Raw genomic sequence first — 22,117 nt, forward strand, 5'->3', positions numbered from 1 at the left:
TTCACCACTTTTTCAATAGTAAAGACGAGATGGTCTTATGGTAAGAAAGAACTGATTTCTAGTGGTAAAGTTGTTTGATTTGTGTTATAGTGAATATGCATGGGATAGCCTTTCTAAATGGTTTATTAAGCAATTCTATTTTACCAAGACTATCGCAACCATGCAAAAAAGCAACGGCAAATCCGTTGCTTTTTTGGAGATAAGGGACTATTGTCCCAGACTCTTTAATCTTGGATATATTTCTTAATTGTGGCTTCATTAAGCCCTACTGTACTTACATAATAACCTTCCGCCCAGAAATGCGGATTCCCAAACTTATACTTGAGATTAGCGTGCTTGTCAAACATCATGAGTGAACTTTTTCCTTTTAAATAACCCATGAAACTTGAAATACTTATCCTTGGTGGAATACTTACTAACATATGTACATGGTCTGGCATTAAGTGACCCTCGATAATTTTAACTCCTTTATAACTACACAAACGATGAAATATTTCGCCTAAACTACTTCGATATTGATTATAGATAACTTTTCGTCTATACTTAGGGGTAAACACAATGTGATACTTACAGTGCCACTTTGTGTGCGATAAACTATGTGCCTTTTGTGCCATATTTTTCTCCTTTCGCTTTACAATTGGCTTGAACACCTTTATTGTATCGCGTTTGGAGTTTTTTGGGTATAACCTTCGACACACACCCGCATAGCGGGTGGTTTTTTTGTCTCGCACCTAACGGATCGAGACGGACTAATAGTCACATAATTAGCCTTAATCTTTTCCTATAAAAATTTGCATTCTACTATCACTTTTCAAACTTCATTTTCAGTTTAATGGCCCCAGGAAAATATAGTAAATTCAGATTTCCCTATTTTATCCTAGGCTATATTTCTTGACTTTACTAGGCTTTTCTTTTAATATATATGTATAAATATATATGGAGATTTATTATGAATATCTTGCTGACTAAAAAAGAACAAGACTTGCTATTCTTGCTGGAAGAATTAACCAAGAACCATGATTGGATAGAGATTCCAGTTTTGGCAGAAAATCTGAAATTACCAGTAAAAGAATTGCAAGAACATCTTTCTAGGCTTGAGCAATTATTTCCTAACCTCCTAATTCAATCAAGAAAAAAGGCATCCAATTACAGTTTGACTTCCAAAATACCTTGGATCCTCGGATTGCAATCTTTGAACAATCTGCAACCTACTCTTTTTTGAACTGTCTGTTTTTCAAAGAGGGACAATCACTTGACCAAATGTGCCAGGCGCTTTCGACTAATCCAGAGCAGATTGAGGAAATCATTCATCGTCTTAACACACTCCTTCCCCAACACTACAATATCACTATCCAACCTTCCCCTTTGGTCATGGAGGGAGTAGAAGAGGACATCCGCGCCTTTTATCTGGACTACTTTAGCCAAAGTTACACCTTTCTTGATTGGCCCTTCCCTTCTATTTCTGAAGAAGCACTCACTCAGCTGATTCAGCTATTTTTAAAGGCCCAACAAGTTTCACCCAACCTCAGCGGTCTACGGCAAATCAAATATACCTTGGCTATCAATCTAGAGCGGTTAAATAAGGGACGTTTCATCGAAAATCCTACTCCTCTTTTAACCAGTCACTACAGCTCCCTCATTCAGATTCCCCAGTTTGAACAAGATATCAAAAAGCTGGCTAAAAAGCTCCATTTTGAACCGAAAAAGGAGACATTAGAACAGCTATTTTCAAACCCAGTAAAGTCTCCTCAACTCACAAACAATCCTAACAATGGAGTACTGGGGGATATTCAGCACATTCAAAAATCCTACCGTCTATTGAGCCAAATCGTAGAAGAGCTAGCCAAAGAATTTCACCTACAGATTGAAAATAGAGAAGAATTGATTTGGCTCCTCCACTATACTGCCCAATCTGATTTCTTCCATCTACTCAGTAACCAGTCTCTTGACAAACAGAAATCTAAGATTTTAAGCAATTATCAGGTAGAATTTCCTAAACTATTGGACGCAAGTCAAAGGAAATTCCAATCTTATCTGGCTGAAATGGGGCTAGAAAATCACCCAAGTAAACTACAAGAACTTGTATACACCTTTTCGATTCAAGGGCAGCGAATTTTAGTCCAATTACTTCAAAAACTTCCCAAAATACGAGTTTTGGTCATTAGTCATTTGGATAGCCATCACGCACAAAACCTAATCGACACCCTTGCTCACTACGGTAACAATCTCTATCTCTTTGATTCTTGGGAAGAATCTACTATTTCTTTCTCAATTCTCAATCAAATCCCTCACGATATTGTGATCACCACCTTTCCTGTCACTAACTCTCCTAAACCAATTATCTACAATCGTAACTTCTCTACTTCAGAATTATTTCATCACCTCCACCTGCTGGCTTCTCAAATTCATAAAGAAAGACTGGCTGAATCGTAACAAAATTTGTTGCGATTTTTTCTTTTAGTTTAATTTTAGGAAAACGCTTGCATCTTATTTTACTAAGTGCTATACTGATAAAGAAATTCATTTATAGGAGAATCATTATGAGAAAAACACCATCTCACACTGAGAAAAAAATGGTCTACAGCATCCGTTCCCTCAAGAATGGAACTGGTTCTGTCCTTATCGGCGCAAGCCTTGTCCTACTTGCTATGACTACACCAACTATCTCAGCCAAGGAAAATACTACAACCACTAACGCAAGTAATAGTGAAACTACTACTGCCCTGGCCCAACCTCTTACTGATACAGCAAACATCGCTGGCAAGAACGAAAGCGATTTTTCTTCAACTAACAATGCAAACGCTTCCCTAGAGAAAAAAGAAGAAAAACCTGCAACAGAGCCAACAGCTCCTGCTGCAAGCCCAACCGATTCAGCACCACAAACTGGGCAAGATCGTTCAAGTGAGGCAACTACTTCTACTAGTCCAGCAACGCCTAAAACTAAGGCAGAAGAGCCAATCGAAGACAACTACTTCCGTATCCATGTCAAAAAACTTCCTGAAGAAAACAAGGATGCTCAAGGACTCTGGACTTGGGATGATGTTGAAAAACCTTCTGAAAACTGGCCTAACGGAGCCTTGTCCTTTAAGGATGCCAAAAAAGATGACTATGGCTACTACCTAGATGTCAAATTAAAGGGAGAACAAGCCAAGAAAATTAGCTTCCTCATCAATAATACAGCTGGAAAAAATCTGACCGGCGATAAATCGGTAGAAAAACTGGCACCAAAGATGAATGAGGCTTGGTTGGACCAAGACCACAAGGTTTTCTCTTACGAGCCACAACCTGCAGGAACTATTCGCGTCAACTATTACCGTACAGATGGCAACTATGACAAGAAATCTCTCTGGTACTGGGGAGATGTGAAGGAGCCAAGTAGTGGTGAATGGCCTAACGGAACAGACTTTACGGCTACAGGCAAATATGGTCGCTATATCGATATTCCACTCAAAGATGCAGCTAAAGACCTTGGATTTTTATTACTAGACAGAAGCAAACAAGGAGACGATGTGAAAATCCGTAAAGAAGATTATAAGTTCACAGATTTGAAAAATCATAGCCAAATCTTCCTCAAAGATGATGACGAAACCATCTACACCAATCCCTACTATGTGCACGATATCCGCATGACAGGAGCTCAACACGTAGGAACTTCTAGCATTGAAAGTAGTTTTTCAACACTTGTCGGTGCTAAAAAAGAAGATATCCTCAAGCACTCCAACATCACTAATCATCTAGGAAACAAGGTAACTATCACTGATGTTGCAATCGATGAAGCTGGTAAGAAAGTGACCTACAGCGGAGATTTCTCTGACACAAAACATCCTTATACCGTTAGCTACAACTCTGACAAATTCACTACCAAAACAAGCTGGCGTCTTAAAGATGAGACTTACAGCTATGATGGTAAACTTGGAGCTGACCTAAAAGAAGAAGGAAAACAAGTTGATTTAACCCTTTGGTCACCAAGTGCTGATAAGGTTTCTGTTGTTGTCTACGACAAAAATGACCCTAACAAAGTAGTTGGAACTGTCGCTCTTGAAAAAGGAGAAAGAGGGACTTGGAAACAAACTCTAGATAGCACAAACAAATTAGGAATCACAGATTTCACTGGATACTATTATCAATACCAAATCGAGCGTCAAGGTAAAACTGTTCTTGCACTCGATCCTTACGCTAAATCTCTCGCTGCTTGGAATAGTGACGATGCTAAGATCGACGATGCCCATAAAGTGGCTAAAGCTGCCTTTGTGGACCCATCTAAACTAGGTCCGCAAGACTTGACCTATGGGAAGATTCGTAACTTCAAATCGCGTGAAGACGCCGTCATCTACGAAGCTCATGTTCGTGACTTCACTTCGGATCCTGCCATCGCAAAAGACTTGACCAAGCCATTTGGTACCTTTGAAGCCTTTATCGAAAAACTAGACTACCTCAAAGACTTGGGTGTGACTCATATCCAGCTCCTTCCAGTCTTGTCTTACTACTTTGTCAACGAATTGAAGAACCATGAACGTTTGTCTGCCTACGCTTCAAGCAACAGCAACTACAACTGGGGATATGATCCTCAAAACTACTTCTCCTTGACTGGTATGTACTCAAGCGATCCTAAGAATCCAGAAAAACGAATCGCAGAATTCAAAAACCTCATCAACGAGATCCACAAACGTGGCATGGGAGCTATCCTAGATGTCGTTTATAACCATACAGCCAAGGTCGATCTCTTTGAAGATTTAGAGCCAAACTACTACCACTTTATGGATGCTGATGGGACACCTCGCACTAGCTTTGGTGGTGGACGTTTGGGAACAACCCATCATATGACCAAACGACTCCTAGTTGACTCTATCAAATATCTAGTTGATACCTACAAAGTCGATGGCTTCCGCTTCGATATGATGGGAGACCATGATGCAGCTTCTATCGAAGAAGCTTACAAGGCTGCACGCGCCCTCAATCCAAATCTAATTATGCTGGGTGAAGGTTGGAGAACTTATGCCGGTGATGAAAATATGCCTACTAAAGCTGCTGACCAAGATTGGATGAAGCATACCGATACTGTAGCAGTCTTTTCAGATGACATCCGTAACAACCTCAAGTCTGGTTATCCAAACGAAGGTCAACCTGCCTTTATCACAGGTGGCAAGCGTGATATCAACACTATTTTCAAAAATCTCATTGCTCAGCCAACCAACTTTGAAGCTGACAGTCCTGGAGATGTTATCCAATACATCGCAGCCCATGATAACTTGACCCTCTTTGACATCATCGCCCAGTCTATCAAAAAAGACCCAAGCAAGGCTGAGAACTATGCTGAAATCCACCGTCGTTTGCGACTTGGAAATCTCATGGTCTTGACAGCTCAAGGAACTCCATTTATCCACTCTGGTCAGGAATATGGTCGCACCAAACAATTCCGTGACCCAGCCTACAAGACTCCAGTAGCAGAAGACAAACAACCAAACAAATCTCACTTGTTGCGTGATAAGGATGGCAACCCATTTGACTATCCTTACTTCATCCATGATTCTTACGATTCTAGCGATGCAGTTAACAAGTTTGACTGGACTAAGGCTACAGATGGAAAAGCATATCCTGAAAATGTCAAGAGCCGTGACTATATGAAAGGGTTGATTGCCCTTCGTCAATCTACAGATGCCTTCCGACTTAAGAGTCTTCAAGATATCAAAGACCGTATCCGCCTCATCACTGTCCCAGGTCAAAATGGTGTGGCAAAAGAGGACGTGGTAATTGGCTACCAAATCACTGCTCCAAATGGGGATATCTACGCAGTCTTTGTCAATGCTGACGAAAAAGCTCGCGAATTTAATTTGGGAACTGCCTTTGCCCACCTCAGAAATGCTGAAGTCTTAGCAGATGAAAACCAAGCAGGACCAGTCGGAATTGCCAACCCGAAAGGACTTGAATGGACTGAAAAAGGCTTGAAATTAAATGCCCTTACAGCCACTGTTCTTCGAGTCTCTCAAGGCGGTGCAATTGTCGCCCCAGCTATGGAAGAAAAACCAGAATTTGACCTTTCTAGCTTAAAACAAGAACACGGTCAAAATAACAGCCAAGACAATATGTCAAACCGAGTAGTCAAACCGGAACAACAAACTCCAGCTCCACAAACTAAACCTGATTCTGCAAAACCAGATACAAAAGTAGCTGATGCGGAAAATAAACCTAGCCAAGCTACAACTGATTCACAAACTTCACAACCAACACAAGAAGCACAAGCATCATCTGTAAAAGAGGCGGTTCAAAACGAATCGGTAGAAAACTCTAGCAAGAAAAATACTCCTGCTCCCCTAGCTAAACAAGCTGAACTTCCAAATACAGGAACCAAAAACGATAACAAACTCCTGTTTGCAGGAATTAGTCTCCTCGCCCTTCTAGGTCTCGGGTTCTTGCTAAAAAACAAAAAAGAGAACTAAACTAGCCCTCCTATAGAACAATCCCCCAAGCCTTAACGCTCGGGGGATTGATTTTTATACAATATTTGTCGTCCTAATAAGCTTGATTAGGATTTTTTATTAAGTCTCTTTCATGACAAAATAAGCCCGTACTTTTGGAGCCACTTGCGTTCCGAAAAGTTCAATAGCTCTCAGTACTTGTTCATGAGGCATAGAACCAAGAGGTAAGTGCAACATAAAGCGGTCCAATCCTAAATTCTCAATCATACGAATTAATTTTTCTGCCACCTGATCTGGATTGCCCACAAACATAGCACCATTTGGCCCAACTTGCTCCAAATATTGTTCATAACGCAATTCCTGCCAGTGTGGACGATCTTTGGAAATAGCATCCACCACTTGCTTTATCGGATGGAAATAATCTTTCACCGCTTGCTCGCCATCCTCAGCAATCCAACCCCAAGAATGGGCTCCAACCTTTAGTTCATGACTGGCATGACCCGCTTCGCTCCCAATCTCACGATAAGCCTGAATCAACTTTTTAAAATAACGCGGATTGCCACCAATAATGGCATAGACAATCGGTAGGCCTGCCTGAGCAATCTTCACTGTTGATTCGACATGACCACCTGTCGCTATCCACAAGGGCAATTTGTCCTGAACTGGACGAGGATAAACTTCTCTGCCAGAGATTGTTTGGGTCAAGCGACCTTGCCAGTCTAACTTGGTCTTTTCATTAACTAACTGGAGCAAGTCTAATTTCTCATCAAAAAGGGCTTCGTAGTCTTTCAAATCATATCCAAACAAGGGAAAAGATTCCGTGAAAGAACCCCTTCCGGCCATAATCTCCGCACGTCCATTTGACAAAGCATCGATAGTAGCATACTGTTGGAACAATCGAATCGGATCCATACTTGAGAGAATGCTGACTGCACTGGTCAAACGGATTTTCTTGGTATTGACTGCCCCAGCTGCCAGAACAATCTCTGGGGCTGATACTGCAAAGTCCGCTCGATGGTGCTCACCAATCCCATGCACATCCAAACCAACCTTGTCAGCCAGTTCAATCTCTGCCACCAACTGACGAATGCGTTCGGCATGACTGTAAGTTTGCCCAGTACCTTCAAGCTCCGTTGTTTCCCCAAATGTTGAAATTCCCAATTCTACCATTGCGATTCTCCCTGTCTATTTCTGTCCTTCAATTTGAAAAATTATTCTAACACGAATCTTAAGTACAAGCAACCGATTTGCTCACAAGAAAAAGCCTAGATAACTAGACTTTTTTAGCTTATTCTACCGTTACTGACTTAGCAAGGTTACGTGGTTTATCCACATCAAGGCCACGGTGGAGTGTTGCAAAGTAAGCGACTAATTGAGTTGGCACGACCATTGAGATTGGTGAGAGGTAAGGGTGTACAGTCGTAAGGACGATATCGTCTGTATCTTTGGCAACATTTTCTTCTGCGATAGTGAGGACCTTGGCACCACGGGCTGCGACCTCTTGGATATTTCCACGAGTATGGTTGGCAAGGACTGGATCTGACAAAAGAGCCAAGACAGGTGTTCCTTCTTCAATCAAGGCAATAGTTCCGTGCTTGAGTTCTCCTGCCGCAAAGCCTTCACACTGGATGTAAGAAATCTCTTTGAGTTTAAGGCTTGCTTCCATAGCTACGTAGTAATCTTGACCACGACCAATATAAAAGGCGTTGCGAGTTGTTTCAAGAAGCTCACGAACCTTGGCTTCAATGGTTTCTTTCTCTGAAAGAGTTGACTCGATAGACTGAGCTACGATTGACAATTCATGAACCAGGTCAAAGGATTGTGCTTTGGCATTGCCATTTGCTTCTCCGACTGCTTTTGCTAGGAAGGCAAGGGCTGCGATTTGTGCTGTATAGGCTTTAGTTGATGCCACGGCAATTTCAGGACCTGCATGAAGAAGCATGGTATGGTTAGCTTCACGAGAAAGAGTTGAGCCTAGTACGTTTGTCACTGTCAAGCTTGGAATTCCCATTTCATTAGCCTTAACCAAAACCTGACGACTATCCGCTGTTTCACCAGACTGACTGATAAAGATGAAGAGTGGTTTCTTGCTGAGAAGTGGCATACCGTAGCCCCACTCAGATGAGATTCCAAGTTCAACTGGTGTATCTGTCAATTCTTCCAGCATCTTCTTAGAAGCAAATCCTGCATGGTAAGATGTTCCAGCTGCAAGGATGTAGATACGGTCTGCGTCTTGAACAGCCTGGATGATAGCTGGATCTACCACTACTTGACCCGCCTCATCCGTGTAGGCTTGGATGAGTTTACGCATAACAGTTGGTTGCTCATCAATTTCCTTAAGCATGTAGTAAGGGTAAGTTCCCTTACCGATATCTGACAAATCAAGCTCAGCAGTATAGCTAGCACGTTCACGACTGTTACCATCATAGTCTTGAACTTCCACGCTATCAGCCTTGACGATTACCAACTCTTGGTCATGAATTTCCATATATTGGTTGGTTTCACGAATCATAGCCATAGCGTCTGAGCAGACCATGTTGTAGCCTTCTCCAAGACCAATCAAAAGTGGTGATTTATTTTTAGCTACGTAGATGACTTCAGGATCTTGTGAGTCAACCAAGGCAAAGGCATAAGAACCACGGATGATATGAAGGGCTTTTTTGAAGGCTTCAAGAACTGACAAGCCATCTTCTTCTGCAAATTTTCCAATCAAGTGAACGGCGATTTCTGTATCTGTTTGCCCTTTGAAGTGGTGACCTGCAAGGTATTCTTCCTTGATTTCAAGGTAGTTCTCAATCACCCCATTGTGCACCAAGACAAAACGTTCTGTCTCAGAGCGGTGTGGGTGAGCATTGTCTTCCGTTGGTTTCCCGTGAGTCGCCCAACGAGTATGTCCGATACCAGTTGTACCCTCAACACCAGCTGTCTTAGCAGATAATTCTGCGATACGACCGACAGCCTTGACTAGGTGATTTTCAGCACCACCTAGGACAAAAATCCCCGCAGAATCATAGCCACGGTATTCGAGCTTTTCAAGCCCTTGAATCAAAATATCAGTTGCATTTGTGTTTCCAACAACACCAACAATTCCACACATAGTATATACGACACAGACCAGCTGTGCTTTCTCCTTAAAATTGGTATAGTCTAATTCCTCTTTTATAGAATCAGCAAAAACAGTATATACTTGTTTCTTTCACTTGTCAAGAGTAAAAATTGGTATAGTTCAAATTACCCTTCTGTATTCAAAAAAGCTCTGACCAATTAGGATAATCAGTCAGAGTCCTTTTTAAAATCCATTATTGTCGCTTAATTCCTTGAACCAGTGCCCTGATTTCTTCAGACGACGTTCTTGCGTTTCCAAGTCTAATTCGACCAAGCCATAGCGATTTTTATAGCTATTGAGCCATGACCAGCAATCGATAAAGGTCCAAATTAAGTAGCCTTTACAATTGGCTCCGTCTTCAATGGCACGGTGAAGTTCACGAAGATGACCTTTTACAAAGTCAATACGGTAATCATCTTGAATCATTCCATCTTGACGGAATTTTTCTTCCCCTTCAACCCCCATACCATTCTCTGTCAACATCCACTCAATATTGCCATAATTTTCCTTGATATTTTGGGCGATGTCATAAATCCCTTGCTCATAAATCTCCCAGCCACGATGAGGATTGATTTTACGTCCAGGCATCACATAAGGCTCGTAAAAATGTTCTGGTAAGAGTGGACTTTCTAGATGCTTAGCAAATCGAGGAGCCATAACACGCAAAGGTTGATAGTAGTTGACACCAAGGAAGTCCACCGTATTGTCACGAATGAGATCCAACTCCTCCTCTGTAGCATCAGGCAAGAGACCGTGTTCATGCAAGATTTCTACTAACTCCTGTGGATAAGTCCCCAAAACAGACGGATCCAAGAAAGATTGGGCCTGAAAGAGATCCGCAATCCGAGCTGCCTTAACATCAGCAGGATGCTGGCTACGTGGATAAGCCGGTGTCAAGTTTAAGACAATCCCAATCTTAGAATAAGGCAAGACTTCATGACATGCCTTGACCGCTCGACTGCTGGCTAATTGTGTGTGATAGGCTACTTTAACCGCTGCTTCTGCGTCCACCTTATGTGGATAATGGGCATCGTAAAAATAGCCAAATTCTACCGGAACGATGGGCTCGTTAAAGGTAATCCATTGATCCACTAAATCTCCATAAGTCTCAAAACAAAAACGAGCATAGTCTTCATAGGCTGAGACAGTCGCCTTATTTTCCCAACCAGCACCAGCTTCTTGAAGAGCAAAAGGCAAATCAAAGTGGTAGAGATTGACTAACAGACGAATCCCCTTAGCCTTAATAACCTCAAAAACCTTACGATAGAAAGCCACACCTTGAGGGTTGACTTTCCCACAGCCTTGTGGAAAAATCCGTGACCACTGAATAGAAGTCCGAAAGGCTGTGTGACCAGTCTCTAACAAAAGCTCGATATCCTGTTCCCAATTTTCATAAAAGGTTGATGTCTTATCTGGACCAATCCCATTATAGTAGCGATTTGGCTCCACTTGATACCAGTAATCCCAGAGATTATCTCCCTTACCATCACCAGCTACACGTCCTTCTGTCTGCGGTCCAGAAGTAGAGGATCCCCAGACAAAATCCTTTGGAAATCTTAGCATACATTTACCTCTTTATCTAGTCATTTTTCCCATTATATAGAAAAAACAAGGTAAAAACTAGTCACATTTTTTCCTTGTTTTTCTTCTGATTATAGTTTTTATTTCTTGCTGAGGATTTCAAGCGTTTCAAGCACGTTATCTGCATGAACCTCGATGGTGTCACCAGTCGCTTTAATCTTCACTTCTACGATTCCATCGGCTGCTTTCTTCCCAACAGTGATACGGATTGGCAATCCAATCAAGTCGCTGTCGCTAAATTTGACTCCGACACGTTCGTTACGGTCGTCTGTCAAGACTTCGTAACCTGCTCCCATCAAACTTGCTTCAAGTTTTTCTGTCAAGGCTTGCGCTTCTTCGTCCTTGATATTGACAGTGATCAAGTGAACATCAAATGGCGCCAATTCTTTAGGGAAGTTGATTCCCCAAGCGTAACGGTATTCACCTTTTGGCGTTTTGTTAACAAAGAGGCGAGCGTGTTGCTCCATCACTGCTGACAGGAGACGACTGACACCGATACCATAACATCCCATGATAATTGGCACAGCACGGCCATTTTCATCCAAAACATCTGCTCCCATGCTTGCTGAATAGCGAGTGCCGAGTTTGAAGATGTGACCAATTTCGATACCACGCGCAAAGTTAAGAACACCTTGTCCGTCTGGAGAAATTTCCCCCTCACGAACTTCACGGATATCCACATATTCTGCAGTAAAATCACGACCTGGGTTCACACCAGTCAAGTGGTAGCCATCTTCGTTAGCACCAACAACTGCATTGCGAACATCTTGCACCTTACGATCTGCAATAATTTTAATATTCTCTGGCAAACCAACTGGTCCAAGTGAACCGAACCCTGCTTGAACAAGATTCGCCACTTCTTCTTCGCTAGCAACGTCAAAGAAATCTGCTCCCAAATGGTTTTTCAACTTAACTTCGTTGAGTTGGTCATTTCCAACTAGAAGGGCCGCAACAAGTTCACCATCTGCCATGTAGAAGAGGGTTTTGATCGTTTGTTCTTCTGGAACATTGAGGAAGGCTGCAACTTCATCGATTGATTTAACATCTGGAGTTGCCACACGAGTCACTTCTTCTTCAGCGACAACACGGTTGCTTGGTTTGTACTCGTTTGTTGCCATTTCCAAGTTGGCCGCATAGCTAGATTCACTTGAGTAAGCAATGGTATCTTCACCAGAAACCATCCATTTGAGCAATTCTGCCTTGATTTCTTCTTGCACTTCTGCAGGAATTTCGTCAAATGAGGCAACTGACTTGTCCAAGACAACCCAGCGGTCAAGGTCTGTACGAGCAGGTGTAATGGCCATAAATTCTTGGCTGTCCTTACCACCCATGGCTCCACCGTCACCAATGATAGCCTTGAAGTCTAAACCACTACGAGTAAAAATACGCTCATAAGCAGCCTTGTACTCATCGTAAACACTGTCCAAGCTATCATAGTTAGCGTGGAAACTGTAAGCATCTTTCATGATAAACTCACGTGTACGGAGTAGTCCATTACGTGGGCGTTTTTCATCACGATACTTAGGCTGGATTTGGTAAAGGTTGAGTGGCAATTGCTTGTAAGACTTAACAGAATCACGGACAATAGCTGTAAAGGTTTCTTCGTGAGTTGGACCTAGGATAAAGTCTGATTTTTCACGGTTTTTTAGTTTGTAAAGGTCCTCACCATAAGTTTCATAACGGCCTGATTCGCGCCACAATTCTGCACTGAGAAGGGCTGGAGCTAACATCTCAACGGCACCAATCTTGTCGAATTCTTGACGCATGATATTTTTAGCTTTTTCAATCACACGGTTGGCAAGTGGTAGGTATGAATAAACACCTGCTGAGACTTGACGAACATAACCAGCTCGCAACATAAGAGCATGGCTGATAACTTGAGCATCGCTTGGCATTTCGCGAAGCGTTGGGATAGGCATTTTACTTTGTTTCATAATATTCCTCGATTATCTAAAAAAGAGTCGCATGATGTCATTCCAGGTCACAGCAATCATCAAGACAACCATGATGACCACTCCGGCCAAGGTGACATAGGTTTCAATTTCTTGTTTCAATGGTTTGCGGCGGATGGCTTCCAGGATATTGAGCACAATCTTACCACCATCCAGAGCTGGAATCGGAATAAGATTAAAAATCCCAATATTGATGGAAATCACTGCCAAGAAGTACAAGACATTCTCAATTCCATTTTTAGCGGCATCACTACTTGCCTTAAAGATAGCAACAGGTCCACCCAGCTTGTTCAAATCCGGTTGGAAAATCAAATTTTTCAGTTCTGAGAGAATTCGGAGGGCCGAGTCAGTAGCAGTTGTAAAACCACCTACAAACATGGATACAAAATCTGACTTAATCCCCGGTTGAACACCTAGAAGGTAACGGCCTTGACTTTCTTCGGGTGTAACAGTGACTTGTTTGTCACTCCCCTTTTCAGAAATAGTCACATCCAAAGTCGGGGCCGTCTTATCTTTGGTTTCTGTTTCCACAGCCTGAATCAAGCTTTCCCAGTTGTTAATCTCATGTGAGCCAATCTTGGTAATTTGTGCCGTTTCTGGCACTCCCACCTTAGCCAAGGCCCCTTGGGGCATGACATGGAACTGGTTGGTATCGACATCTCTGACACCACCCTGCATGAAGATTAAAATCCAGAAAACAACAACCCCTAAGATAAAGTTGTTCATAGGGCCTGCAAAATTAGTAATCAGTTTCCCCCAGATAGTCGCATTTTGATATTGAACATCCAAGGGAGCAATCCGAACCTCAGTCCCATCTGCTTCTACAACCGTTGCATCATGATCCACTGAAAATGTTTTTTCTTCTTCCAGAACCAAGCCCTTGACAAAGAGCTTGTCTTCAAAATCAAACTGGGTCACCTGCATAGGGAGGGCTGTTTGATCTAATTTTTTACCTGAAAGATTGATGCGTTTAACCTTACCATCATCAGTAAGGGTCAAACTGACAGGAGTTCCTGTCTTAATTTCAGTTGTATCATCACCCCAACCGGCCATACGGACATAGCCACCTAGAGGCAAGATCCGAATGGTATAGGCTGTCCCATCCTTGCCAATATGAGCAAAGATCTTGGGTCCCATACCGATGGCAAATTCACGCACTAGAATCCCTGATTTCTTAGCAAAGTAGAAGTGCCCGAACTCGTGCACCACTACAATAATCCCAAAAACCAGAATAAAGGTTAAAATTCCGAGCATAGTATTTCCTCCGTCTTTTGATTAAAAGAGTCCAAACAAGTGCATAATTGGAAATACAAGCAACATACTATCAAAACGATCCAAAACACCACCATGTCCAGGAATAAATTTCCCAGAATCCTTGACACCAAAGTGACGCTTGATCGAACTTTCTAGTAAATCACCAAATTGTCCAGCAATGCTAAAGAAAATAGCAAAGACTGACATCTTGTAAATTCCATACGGAAGAGCAACTGTTCTGTCAAACATCATAAAGATGATGGTTACTAAAATAGCACCTAAAATACCACCCAAGGCACCCTCAAAGGTTTTATTTGGAGAAACTGTCGGAGCTAATTTTCGTTTACCATAGTTCATCCCAACAAGATAGGCACCACTGTCTGTCGCCCAGACGATACACAAGGCCAATAGAGCCTTATCTAAACCTGCAACGCGAGCATCTAGTAAAGCATTAAATCCAAAGCCCACGTAGAAGCTCATAGCAAGAGGGAAAACAGCGTCCTCAATCGTATATGACTTGCTAAAAACAGTCGTTCCTAACATGATTGAAATCAACACACTATAGGCAACCACATTCCCATCAACTGGCAAAAAAGTCAGGTAATTCTCCAAGGGAATGGTCAAAGCAAAGGTTGCAAAGAGTGTTAAGAGACCCTCCATCGTCATGGTCTCTAGACCTCTCATCTTCAAAAGTTCATGCATGGCTAGCATGGCTATGATTCCAATTGCTATCTGAAGCAAGAGTCCCCCAATCATTAAAATTGGTAGGAAAATAGCCAGGGCAATCCCTGCAAACAAGGTTCTTTTCTGTAAATCCTGTGTCATATTTCCTCCTAAACTCCTCCAAATCGGCGATGACGACGATTGTAGGCAAGAATAGCTTCCTGCAAGGCCATCTCGTCAAAATCAGGCCACAAGGTATCCGTAAAATAGAGCTCACTATAGGCTCCCTGCCATGGAAGGAAATTGCTCAAACGCAATTCTCCACTGGTACGGATAATCAAGTCCGGATCTCGTAAGTCTTTAGGCAAATGCTGGGTAAAGAGATAGTTGCCAATCAATTCCTCTGTGATGTCACCTGGGTTGATTTTGGCATCTAACACATCCTGAGAAATCAACTTAAGAGCCTGTGTAATCTCAGCACGTCCACCATAGTTGAGGGCAAAATTAAGAATCAAACCTGTGTTGTTCTTAGTCAATTCCTCAGCCTTGGTCAGAGCTTCAAAGGTTTGCTTAGGCAGGCGGTCCGTTTCGCCAATCATTTGAATCTTAACATTATTCGCATGCAATTCCGGGACATAATTATCATAAAACTCTACTGGCAAGTTCATTATAAACTTGACTTCCTGATCTGGACGGGTCCAGTTTTCTGTAGAAAAAGCATAGACCGTAATAACCTTAACGCCTAGTTTGTTGGCTGCCTTGGTCACAGTTTGCAATGCTTCCATGCCCGCCTTATGTCCAAAAACTCGCGGTTGCATACGTTTTTTAGCCCAACGGCCATTGCCATCCATGATGATGCCGATATGAGCAGGAACCTGTGTCGGAACCTCTACTTCCACAGCCTTATCTTTCTTAAAAAATCCAAACATGATCTTATTCCTATTCAAAAATCTATCGTTTCATTATACCATATTTCCCTATTTTCTTCTATCACTAAGCTATTTATACTCTTCGAAAATCAAATTCAAACCACGTCAGCTTCACCTTGCCGTAGGTATATGATACTGACTCCGTCAGCTCTATCCACAACCTCAAAACAGTGTTTTGAGCAACCTGCGGTTATCTTCCTAGTTTGCTCTTTGATTTTCATTGAGTATTATTCTCAGGCGCAAAGCCCATTTTTCAAAAAAATAAGTCGCCTGATTGGGCGACTCTATTTTATAGGGAGATTATTATGAAAAAGTTTTAGGAGTTTAAGTTAAGGTCTTCTTAACTTATGGACTTAGTATACACTCCCTAGCTTAAAGTTTCCTTAAGTATTTTTAAAAATCAAATTTTTCCATTTCTCCTGCCAATTTTTCTTGGATAGACGTGTTCTATAAAGTTCCATTCGGTCTTCATTCTCTAAAAAATGAGGAGTTGGATGAACTTGAAAATTCAAAATATCCTCCAAACCATAAGGTGCATAGAATTCAAAATCGGATTCTTCATTCAAGCGTAGTCCAACAGCCGTACATCGTTCTGGATACTTACTCATGGCATCACGGGAACTGGTATAGGGAGCAGTATGAGGGCTGTGCTGGTGCATATAGACTTGATTTTTCAATTCCCACTGGTACTGAGGAAAATCCTCTCTCAGCTTTTTCTCTAGGGACAAGGTTTCCTCATAAGAAATATCTGGATCAAAGAAAATCACATCTACATCTGTTTCACAGTCAAAAGGGGATTTGTCTGATAAGAGATTCCAGATAAAATTTCTGACAGAACCTGCTGCCAACCACGAGTCTTTTAAGCCAAGATCTCGGATGATAGTCAGAATGGCCATCATATCTGAATTTTTTCTAAAAGCCTCTAGAATTTCTTGCTTATTTTTCATTGTACTCATACCCCAAATGATCATATGCCTTAGCAGTCGCCACCCGTCCAGAACGTGTCCGCATGATAAAACCTTTTTGAATCAAGTAAGGCTCATACATGTCTTCGACAGTCTCGCGCTCCTCGGCAATATTAACAGAAAGAGTTCCTAAGCCGACAGGGCCACCACCGTACATCTCAATCATGGTCCGGAGAATTTTTTGGTCCACATAGTCCAAACCTTCATGGTCAACATCCAGCATAGTCAAAGCCTTATCGGTAATAAGATCATCAATAGTCCCATTCCCCATAATCTGGGCAAAATCGCGCACGCGCTTGAGGAGACGATTGGCAATACGAGGGGTTCCACGACTACGTAGGGCTAATTCAGATGCTGCCTCATGAGTGATTTCCATCTCAAAAATATCTGCCGTCCGCTCGACAATTTCTGTCAAGTCAGCATGGGCATAATACTCCATATGACCTGTAATCCCAAAACGTGCCCGTAGTGGATTTGAGAGCATACCAGCCCGAGTCGTCGCACCAATCAAGGTAAAAGGTGGCAACTCCAAATGAACACTACGACTGCCTTCACCAGCCCCAATCATGATGTCAATGTAGAAATCCTCCATAGCACTATAAAGCACCTCTTCCACTGACATGGGCAAACGATGAATCTCATCAATAAAGAGAACATCCCCAGGCTCTAAGTCATTCAAAATCGCTACCAAATCCCCAGCTTTTTCAATGACTGGACCCGAAGTCTGCTTGAGATTTACTCCCAGTTCATTGGCAATTACAAAAGCCATGGTCGTTTTTCCCAAGCCTGGAGGGCCAAATAAGAGGACATGATCCAGCGCTTCATCCCGCATTTTAGCAGCTTCAATAAAGATTTGTAGCTGGTCCTTGACCTTGTCCTGCCCAATATATTCACGTAAGTACTGAGGACGGAGCGTGCGTTCTACTAACTCCTCATCCCCCATTATCTCATTATCTAAAATTCTACTCATGGCTCTATTATATCAAAAAACAAAGCCACAAACAAAAAAGCCACTGGATTGGTGCCTCCCGAGTTTAACGCTTATGTGGAATAATATTCTACGGCACTACTACACCGCCTACGAAAGGAGGTGAGATAGCCCATGATGGAATTAGTACTCAAAACTATCATCGAACCAATTGTGGTCGGTGTCGTTCTTCGATTAGTCGATAAATGGCTAAACGAAGACAAATAGTGTCAAAAAAGACCCCAAGCTTATTTGGTCGTGAGCTTGGAGTCTTTTCTAGCCTATGATATAGAACTAATCCTTAATTCCTCTCCATTATCCTACAGTTCACAAATTTTGTCAAATGTTTATATTCTCGACTTTTCAAGCTTTAACCACTGTACAACAAAACGGTCAAGATTAAGAGAAAGTTAGGGATTCTATCAATTTCATAAAAATTTTGATTTCGTAAACGAAGAGACAAGCTTACATGTCACTCCTCATTTAATACGTCACTACTGGACAAGTAAAATCGTCATTACAATAGTTCCATTCCTTCAATTAACAGTCACCTACAATCAAATTAAGGTTAAATTCACTTAAATAGCAACAGACCTATTTCTTAGTCATATTCGCTAAAAAGATTCCCGCCAATTCCCCGACCAAAATCAGAAAAATATCAAAAAATGATTTTTAAAATAGTTCCCAAAAGCCTGAAATAGAGCCAAAAAACTCCACCTGATTGGGTGGAGTTAAGGGAGATTATTATGAAAAAGAAAAGTTTAGGATTTTATTAAATAAAGTTAGGAGGTCTTTATTTAATAACTATATGATACAAGACGAAGCTTAAAACTAGCTTAACTTTTCTCAAATTCTACCATTTTTCAAAAAATTTCTATCAGCATCTCTTCACCCCACAAAAAAAGCCACCTGATTGGGTGACTTCATTAGGAGATTATGATGAAAAAAAGTTTTAGGATTTCATTAAATAAAGTTAGGAGGTCTTTATTTAATGACTATATGATACTAGACCATCCTTAAACTTTGCTTAAGAAAAAACTAGTTTTGTTATTTTTCTCGATTTACCCAAGTCATCCCTATACAATTATAGGTGGATAAGATTTCAAAGCCCATAGAACGATAGAATCCCAAGGTTTTTTCTGTCTGTTCTGTCACCAGCTGGACTTGATAGACATCTTTGTAATCCTCTAAAGCCTCTTTCATTAGGGCACTACCAATCCCTTGACGCTGATAGATAGGTAAAACGATTAAATCCTGAACCAATACTGATGAGAATCCATCTCCAACCAAACGAATCAACCCCACCACAGTATCATCATCAAGAGCCACATAAATCGCTAATGAATGAGATAAGGCCTGCTCCAGCATCTCTGGTTGATGGGTATAATTTGTCCAACCGACAGCCTGATAGAGATGCAAAACATCCTCTAACTTGACAATTTCTTGCTTTTTAATAGTGATCATGTCAACACCTATTAAAGTCCTCTCAAGCTCTTATACTGTCGTCCATCTTGGTCAAAATTTTCAGGATCCAACCATGCTTCCAATCGAGCTTTGACTTGAAGCCAGTCCTTATCAATCATAGACAACCAATCCGTATCCCTCGTACGCCCCTTATAAACCACTGCCTGACGGAAGGTTCCTTCATAAATAAATCCCAAACGCTCCGCAGCTCGTCTGGATGGCAAATTAAGAGAATCACATTTCCACTCATAGCGACGATAGTGGAGTTCTTCAAAAACATAGCGAGCGAGGAGATACTGGGCTTCAGTTCCTATCCGTGTTCCCCTGAGCTCTGGAGAAAAAGTGACCGCCCCCACTTCTATCACTCGGTTATTCTGGTCAATGCGCATGAGAGAAAAAGTTCCCAAAACCTTACCAGTTGCCTTGTCTATGATTGCATAGTAAAAACGGTCCTTACGAGCCAACATCTGATTTAAAAGGCTGACCAGTTCCTCCATGTCTGCTACTGGCTCCTGAAAGAGGTAAGTCCACATCTCCCGAGGCGTATTAGGACCATAAACAGCCAGCAAATCTTTCGCATGCTTTTCTACTGAAAGAGCCTCTATTCGAGCATAACGCCCTTCTAAGAAATCAATAGCAGGCAATTCACCTGGTGTATAACCTTCCATTGACTCCCCAATCATCTGACCATATTCATTTACTGGCATAGTATTCTCCTTATTCACTTATTGAATATAGTATAACATATCTCAATGAAAATTTTAGGAAACACTTGGTTCTCTATTCAATAATGCAAACTCCTCTTATAAAAATCATCCATCCACTTTATGGAGGAATAATCAAATATGGGAACGAGTGAGGTAATGCCCCTTATGCTTCTCTCTATTTTTTACTGTTTTTATTCAAATTTCTCTTGTTTTAGTGTTTGCTTTTGTAGACTGGACTACCAACCAGAACTGTGTTTTTATCTTAGTTAGGACTATTATAGTACGGTTCAGCACTATCTACAAATTCTTCAGATGTGTATCAAAAAAATTTATCGTAACAAGCCAAGAGTCTACACTTTCTTTCATTAATAAGCGCCAATCTTTTCGATAACGATGATTCGGTTGATAAGCAACCGTCAACATATGCCCTGTTTCATGGTATTTTTTAAACAAAATGGATTCCCCTTTATAATGTGAAATGATATCATCTATCGCGGATGATGCATTCCATATTTCATCAACATCGCTTCCTAGTAATAATAAAGGGGAGGAAATTTTACTCACATCAATCTGAGCCCTACTATCTTCAGGAATATGTTTTCCAAAAAACTTGTTTAACAAATAATCTCCTAACTGAAATTTTTGATAAGGAAGTTCCTTTTGTAAATATGTCCAAGAAGATGAATTAGAATTAAGTTTTCCCTTTATTCCCTCAAATATTACATTTGAGGGAGAATTGAGTACTAAACATTGTACATCATCCAAAATACTTTGTCCAGCCAGAACAAGCTCTGCTCCTTTAGATCGACCATATATTCCTATTTTTGTATTATCAACTTGAGGATGATGATATAGAAAATCTTTCGCTTCCTCCAGACATTCTATTGGAATTCGTTCTAAATTTTGGGGTAATCCCTCTAAACCAAAATAAGCTATTGCAAGACAAATATAGCCTCTAGAAGATAAAAGTTGGGCAATATTCTGAGCTTTTTCAATTCTTCCCTCACTACCGCTAACAATAATCACGGCTGGCGCCCTTCTTAACTTTTCATCATAAAATAATCGGCCTTGAAAATGCTTGTCATAGATATCTTGATATCTTACTCCCAGATTCATATAACGCCTTACAAAACTTTGCTCCGCGACCATATCTTTCCCCAGCCTGATTTTAATTTCAACACCAAAACAATCTCGTAATGGAATTCTATCAAGAGAACTCGGTAATCTCCTTTTCCTATTCTTCAACGGTTTCTCATTAAAGAATAATCCCATTTCTGAAACTCCTTTATAAGATCCCGAAATAGATGCTGTCTGAGAGGTATCAATCATACCGTCCTGATCAGATAAAAAAATTGCGGTTGATTTCCATATAACATCATGATCTAAAAGCAAGGGAGCATTTATACAGTAATAATCAGACAGGTACATTTCTACACAATACATTGCCCTTGGTTCTAAACCATTAATAGCAATATAAAAAGATTCATCCGCTAAATCTGTTTGTGAAATCAGTTCTATGTTTACAGTCATATCTTCTCCTTTTTGTTAATTTACTTAACAATTATATTTGAAATTTACCGTGACTTTTACCACGGTAATTCTATCCACACCTTTTCAATATCATCCATCAATTTCACAACTGTTTTAAGTTCCACCTCGCTATAGTTGTTTAAAACTGAAAAGATTGATTTTTCAATATATGCTTGTTGCTCCTTATGGATTTTAAAAATTTCGATGCCTTTTTCAGATAATCTCAAATATTTATTTTTCCCATTATTCGGATCAAAATCAAAAACAACTAAATTTTTTTGAATCAATCTCCTAACACTTTGAGTTATTGCACTTCTTGAAACTTCTAATAATTCAGATAATTTTACTAGATTTAAGGGCTGATTTTCCCCAATCACAACAATCAAATGTACCTCATTCAACGTAATGGATTTGTCAACACCACTTTTATGTTGATTTTTTTTTAACTCTTCAAACGCTAAAATAAACCTATTGAAACGATTATTAAATGCAATAAATTCTTTTTTATCCATAATCTCTCTTTCTTTTGTTAATTATATTAACAAAATAGAAACTTCCTGTCAAATAAAAAATCCTCCAGATT

17 protein-coding genes and 1 pseudogene are annotated in these 22,117 nt (G+C 40.9%); 4 read left to right on the forward strand and 14 right to left on the reverse strand.

Annotated features, from left to right (window positions below):
• Nucleotides 1-227: 227 nt before the first annotated feature.
• A pseudogene (tnpA, locus tag QM409_RS09770) lies at nucleotides 228-614 on the reverse strand (IS200/IS605 family transposase); the annotation flags it as partial.
• Between the two features lie 335 nt (nucleotides 615-949).
• On the opposite strand from tnpA, the gene QM409_RS09775 reads away from it, so the two are divergent.
• The 3 genes from QM409_RS09775 to QM409_RS09785 all read left to right on the forward strand — a co-directional run bounded on the left by QM409_RS09775 (nucleotide 950) and on the right by QM409_RS09785 (nucleotide 6,437).
• Nucleotides 950-1,222 (forward strand): helix-turn-helix domain-containing protein, encoded by a 273-nt coding sequence (locus tag QM409_RS09775; RefSeq protein ID WP_414305648.1) that lies wholly within the window; start codon nucleotides 950-952, stop codon nucleotides 1,220-1,222.
• Nucleotides 1,219-2,433: a M protein trans-acting positive regulator PRD domain-containing protein gene (locus QM409_RS09780; protein WP_414310504.1), complete on the forward strand. Its 1,215-nt coding sequence runs from the start codon at nucleotides 1,219-1,221 to the stop codon at nucleotides 2,431-2,433. The genes QM409_RS09775 and QM409_RS09780 overlap by 4 nt, the downstream gene beginning before the upstream one ends.
• Before the next feature lie 107 nt (nucleotides 2,434-2,540).
• A complete protein-coding gene (locus QM409_RS09785; protein WP_414305646.1) occupies nucleotides 2,541-6,437 on the forward strand; it encodes a pullulanase in 3,897 nt (1,298 codons plus the stop codon).
• Between the two features lie 99 nt (nucleotides 6,438-6,536).
• On the opposite strand, the gene QM409_RS09790 is transcribed toward QM409_RS09785, so the two are convergent.
• The 9 genes from QM409_RS09790 to ruvB all read right to left on the reverse strand — a co-directional run bounded on the left by QM409_RS09790 (nucleotide 6,537) and on the right by ruvB (nucleotide 17,836).
• Nucleotides 6,537-7,586, reverse strand: a complete 1,050-nt coding sequence (locus QM409_RS09790; RefSeq protein ID WP_414305645.1) for an LLM class flavin-dependent oxidoreductase — start codon at nucleotides 7,584-7,586, stop codon at nucleotides 6,537-6,539.
• Nucleotides 7,587-7,704: 118 nt separating this feature from the next.
• Complete coding sequence (gene glmS, locus QM409_RS09795) at nucleotides 7,705-9,513, reverse strand: glutamine--fructose-6-phosphate transaminase (isomerizing) (protein WP_414305644.1); 1,809 nt, start codon at nucleotides 9,511-9,513, stop codon at nucleotides 7,705-7,707.
• Between the two features lie 192 nt (nucleotides 9,514-9,705).
• Complete coding sequence (bglA, locus tag QM409_RS09800) at nucleotides 9,706-11,085, reverse strand: 6-phospho-beta-glucosidase (protein ID WP_414305643.1); 1,380 nt, start codon at nucleotides 11,083-11,085, stop codon at nucleotides 9,706-9,708.
• A 98-nt stretch (nucleotides 11,086-11,183) separates the two neighbouring features.
• Complete coding sequence (locus tag QM409_RS09805) at nucleotides 11,184-13,037, reverse strand: proline--tRNA ligase (protein ID WP_049487421.1); 1,854 nt, start codon at nucleotides 13,035-13,037, stop codon at nucleotides 11,184-11,186.
• Nucleotides 13,038-13,049: 12 nt separating this feature from the next.
• Nucleotides 13,050-14,309, reverse strand: a complete 1,260-nt coding sequence (gene rseP, locus QM409_RS09810) for an RIP metalloprotease RseP (protein WP_414305642.1) — start codon at nucleotides 14,307-14,309, stop codon at nucleotides 13,050-13,052.
• Nucleotides 14,310-14,330: 21 nt separating this feature from the next.
• Nucleotides 14,331-15,134 (reverse strand): phosphatidate cytidylyltransferase, encoded by an 804-nt coding sequence (locus QM409_RS09815; protein ID WP_023946755.1) that lies wholly within the window; start codon nucleotides 15,132-15,134, stop codon nucleotides 14,331-14,333.
• A gap of 8 nt (nucleotides 15,135-15,142) precedes the next feature.
• Complete coding sequence (locus tag QM409_RS09820) at nucleotides 15,143-15,901, reverse strand: isoprenyl transferase (RefSeq protein ID WP_084862783.1); 759 nt, start codon at nucleotides 15,899-15,901, stop codon at nucleotides 15,143-15,145.
• 383 nt (nucleotides 15,902-16,284) lie between these two features.
• Nucleotides 16,285-16,857, reverse strand: coding sequence for a nucleotidyltransferase family protein (locus tag QM409_RS09825; RefSeq protein ID WP_414305641.1), 573 nt, complete (start codon nucleotides 16,855-16,857; stop codon nucleotides 16,285-16,287).
• The gene (ruvB, locus tag QM409_RS09830) at nucleotides 16,838-17,836 is read right to left on the reverse strand and encodes a Holliday junction branch migration DNA helicase RuvB (protein WP_020902702.1); all 999 of its coding nucleotides are present in this window, start codon (nucleotides 17,834-17,836) and stop codon (nucleotides 16,838-16,840) included. The genes QM409_RS09825 and ruvB overlap by 20 nt, the downstream gene beginning before the upstream one ends.
• Nucleotides 17,837-17,968: 132 nt before the next feature.
• On the opposite strand from ruvB, the gene QM409_RS09835 reads away from it, so the two are divergent.
• Nucleotides 17,969-18,061, forward strand: a complete 93-nt coding sequence (locus QM409_RS09835) for a type I toxin-antitoxin system Fst family toxin (protein ID WP_070482418.1) — start codon at nucleotides 17,969-17,971, stop codon at nucleotides 18,059-18,061.
• An 819-nt stretch (nucleotides 18,062-18,880) separates the two neighbouring features.
• Here QM409_RS09835 and QM409_RS09840 read toward each other — a convergent pair.
• The 4 genes from QM409_RS09840 to QM409_RS09855 form a co-directional block, all read right to left on the reverse strand.
• On the reverse strand, nucleotides 18,881-19,297 hold the full coding sequence (locus QM409_RS09840; RefSeq protein ID WP_414305640.1) for a GNAT family N-acetyltransferase: 417 nt from the start codon (nucleotides 19,295-19,297) through the stop codon (nucleotides 18,881-18,883).
• Nucleotides 19,298-19,308: 11 nt separating this feature from the next.
• Nucleotides 19,309-20,004 (reverse strand): GNAT family N-acetyltransferase, encoded by a 696-nt coding sequence (locus tag QM409_RS09845; RefSeq protein WP_414305639.1) that lies wholly within the window; start codon nucleotides 20,002-20,004, stop codon nucleotides 19,309-19,311.
• Nucleotides 20,005-20,301: 297 nt separating this feature from the next.
• On the reverse strand, nucleotides 20,302-21,534 hold the full coding sequence (locus QM409_RS09850) for an acyl-CoA thioesterase/BAAT N-terminal domain-containing protein (protein ID WP_414305638.1): 1,233 nt from the start codon (nucleotides 21,532-21,534) through the stop codon (nucleotides 20,302-20,304).
• Between the two features lie 56 nt (nucleotides 21,535-21,590).
• The gene (locus QM409_RS09855; protein WP_414305637.1) at nucleotides 21,591-22,046 is read right to left on the reverse strand and encodes a MarR family winged helix-turn-helix transcriptional regulator; all 456 of its coding nucleotides are present in this window, start codon (nucleotides 22,044-22,046) and stop codon (nucleotides 21,591-21,593) included.
• Nucleotides 22,047-22,117: the final 71 nt, after the last annotated feature.

Source organism: Streptococcus mitis, from assembly GCF_047465045.1.
In the GTDB taxonomy this organism is placed as follows: Bacteria; Bacillota; Bacilli; order Lactobacillales; family Streptococcaceae; genus Streptococcus; species Streptococcus mitis_DT.